Origin of the sequence: Pseudomonas sp. H1h, assembly GCF_000633255.1 — a bacterium.
Taxonomy (GTDB): Bacteria; Pseudomonadota; Gammaproteobacteria; order Pseudomonadales; family Pseudomonadaceae; genus Aquipseudomonas.
This window is the reverse complement of record NZ_AYMJ01000055.1, coordinates 1-2930: the sequence shown is the minus strand read 5'-3', so window position 1 is coordinate 2930 and position 2930 is coordinate 1. Positions and strand designations below refer to the sequence as shown.

The following is a 2930-nucleotide window of genomic DNA, read 5'->3' as shown; positions in this document are numbered from 1 at the left end:
GCGCTGTCGATCTTGTCGAACTCAACTACGGCCGAACCGAAAACTTCGGAGCAAACGCGAGTCAGAGCAGCGGTCAGAGTGGTTTTACCGTGGTCAACGTGACCAATGGTCCCAACGTTGACGTGGGGCAGGGAACGATCAAATTTTTCCTTAGCCATCGATATCACCCTCAACAGAAGAAATTAGACAAACAATATCAACCATTAAAACAAAGGCAGATATTTTCATATCTGCCTTGTTATATGGAGCTCTTGAGCGGATTTGAACCGCTGACCTCACCCTTACCAAGGGTGTGCTCTACCAACTGAGCTACAAGAGCGTAACACTTTGCACAACCTGCAAACTTGGAGCGGGTAGCGGGAATCGAACCCGCATCATCAGCTTGGAAGGCTGAGGTTCTACCACTAAACTATACCCGCGGAGCTTGCAGCTCACGCTAAAAATGGTGGAGGGGGAAGGATTCGAACCTTCGAAGTCGTAGACGTCAGATTTACAGTCTGATCCCTTTGGCCGCTCGGGAACCCCTCCTAAGCGAGCCGGCATTCTATACTATGCCGACCTTCTGTCAAGCATTTTCTCATTAAAAACCTGAGGTTAGCTGCGTTGACATCGCTCCGCTTTGACAACCTGTTTAGGTGTTCGCTGTGGAGCGGGCGCCATTCTATGCAAACTATTCCAACGGTGCAACCCCCTCGCACAGCATTATTTTATGTTTTAACTCATTGAATTCCTTGGAAAGGTTTTGCAACTGGGCATCCCCTAACAAACGCTGGCTTTCGGGCGCGATGCGCAGCCAGTAACCGGGCTCGGTGAGATCCTTTTGCGAAGGTTGAGCCCTTACGTTCATGGCTACTAGCCGCTGCTGCAGCGCAGAAATAGCCTCCTCTCGAGCCAAGCCACCCAAGAACAGGCAATCCTGCCCTGTGCGTCGTGCACCCTGCCCCACTCCGGATTCATCACTAGCCTCACTCAGCAAGCGAATGTCTTGCTGGGATCCACGGTACATGCTGAGTGGCGTGACATCTTTTGCTCGCAAGGGGGCTTCCTGCTGATGCCAGACGTAATAGAACACATTGAGAACAACCAACAGCAGGAACAACCAACGCATACAAACCTCAAGATAAGGGACACGCCATCGCCAACCCCACAAAGACCAGATCCGGGACGACTCGGGCATCAGGCACGACATCCGCAACCAAACCTGCGTCGCCACCTGTGATAAAGACGGTAAAGTGCTCACCCCAATAGGATCGAGCCATTTCCATTTGGGTCAACACGAACCCCCTCAACATCAACGAGCACCCCCGCTCCACCGCCTCAACGGTGCTCCGCCCAGGAGCATGACTCGTCAGAGCCCGCTCGGCAGCCAAATCTCCATAACGGATATTCCGAGTATGTGTGCGAAGTTGATTTCGCATCAATGGCATCCCCGGACAAATGAATCCCCCCTGGTGCTCACCGTCGGCATTAATGAAGTCTGCCGTCACAGCAGTGCCGAAATCCAGAATCAGACAAGCACCTGCGGCCAGGTGGAAACCACCGAGCATTGCCAGCCAGCGATCCAGCCCCAGACGCTCATAGTCGTCATAGCCATTTTTGACACCGGACATTTCATTGGCCGGCTTCGCACACACTACAGAGAGGGCGAACGTCTGCTCAAGAATCCGAGTCAGAGCGGCAGTCTCCTCACTAGTTCTGACACTGACCAAGCGACAGTTACGTAGCGACAGGCCGCCCAATGCACAGAGACTATCCACCAGGGCCTGATCCGAGTCGACCACTCCTTCTGCGAAAAGACCTTCGGCGGCAGCATTCAATACCCGCCACTTGATGAAGCTGTTTCCACAGTCGAGCTCAAGAATCATCACGCAACCTCAGACTGAGCTCACCACCGCTAAATACTTTTTCCACGCCATCCACCTTCAGGCGCAGCGCACCTTGACTATCAATACCGAGCACAACGCCTTCTATATGACTAGCGCCGGCAATCAACGAAACCGAGCGACCTTGCCACATATGGTCCTTTTGCCACTCATCCTGGAGAGCTGAAAAGCCATCCACCTGATGGCGATGGATATAGCTGCGCAGTTGCTCGCTTAGCTCCGCCACCAATACATTACGATCACAGCTTTTGCCCGTCTCGAGTCGAATTGACGTCCATTGCTGATCGACCTCGTCAGCAACCTGCATATTCACGTTAATGCCTATCCCCAGCACCACGTGACAAACATCTGCTGGATCCCCTACGAGCTCCAGAAGAATACCGGCAATTTTCTTGTTTCCGACCAATACGTCGTTGGGCCACTTCAATCCAGCGCCAGACACTCCCAGCTTTCGCAAGGAATGCAAGACCGCCAGACCGACCACAAGACTCAGCCCCTCAAGCTGGCGCATGCCGCCTTCAATACGCAGGACCAAACTGTAATAGAGATTTTCAGCAAAGGGACTTACCCACTTGCGCCCCCTGCGTCCTCGGCCGGAAATTTGTCGCTCTGCCAAGACCAGGAACGGCGCCGTGCGACCTTGATTGATCGCGCGCAACGCTTCTCCATTGGTGGAGTCAATGGAGTCAAAGACTGTCATAGGCCAAACCGGGGCCAAGGCACCAATACTCAGAGGATCGAGTAATGTCAGGGGAGCAGCCAGTTGGTAGCCTCGACCCCGGACCTTATTGATGGACAACCCTAGCTCAGCCTCAAGATGCTGAAGCTGCTTCCATACAGCACTTCGACTGATGCCCAGGGCAACCCCAAGAGCCTGACCAGAATGGAATCGACCATCCTTTAAAAGATTCAACAACGTCAGCATGCAGGTCCCGCCTCACAATGAGGCCCGAATAATAGCCATGAGGCGGCCGATTGCATAGAAATCAAGCAAACCACTTTCCTGCGGGCAAAACAAAACCCCAATTGCTTTCGCAATTGGGGTTT

General features: G+C 53.2%; 4 protein-coding genes and 3 tRNA genes. All 7 read right to left on the bottom strand.

The window, feature by feature from the left end; all coding sequences use genetic code 11:
• Positions 1–158 (bottom strand): GTP-binding protein (locus tag U862_RS29890; protein ID WP_238556644.1); only part of this gene is annotated, 158 nt, incomplete at its 3' end.
• Positions 159–243: 85 nt separating this feature from the next.
• A tRNA-Thr gene (locus tag U862_RS0128945) sits at positions 244–319 on the bottom strand.
• A 26-nt stretch (positions 320–345) separates the two neighbouring features.
• Positions 346–419, bottom strand: a tRNA-Gly gene (locus U862_RS0128940).
• A gap of 24 nt (positions 420–443) precedes the next feature.
• Positions 444–528 (bottom strand) — tRNA-Tyr (locus U862_RS0128935).
• Between the two features lie 142 nt (positions 529–670).
• A complete protein-coding gene (locus tag U862_RS0128930; protein ID WP_025113568.1) occupies positions 671–1108 on the bottom strand; it encodes a hypothetical protein in 438 nt (145 codons plus the stop codon).
• A 7-nt stretch (positions 1109–1115) separates the two neighbouring features.
• Positions 1116–1865 carry a pantothenate kinase gene (locus U862_RS0128925; protein WP_025113567.1) on the bottom strand — a complete coding sequence of 250 codons (750 nt, stop codon included), beginning with the start codon at positions 1863–1865 and terminating at the stop codon, positions 1116–1118.
• Positions 1855–2808: a bifunctional biotin--[acetyl-CoA-carboxylase] ligase/biotin operon repressor BirA gene (birA, locus tag U862_RS0128920; protein ID WP_025113566.1), complete on the bottom strand. Its 954-nt coding sequence runs from the start codon at positions 2806–2808 to the stop codon at positions 1855–1857. Before birA ends, U862_RS0128925 begins: the two co-directional genes overlap by 11 nt.
• Between the last annotated feature and the right edge of the window lie 122 nt (positions 2809–2930).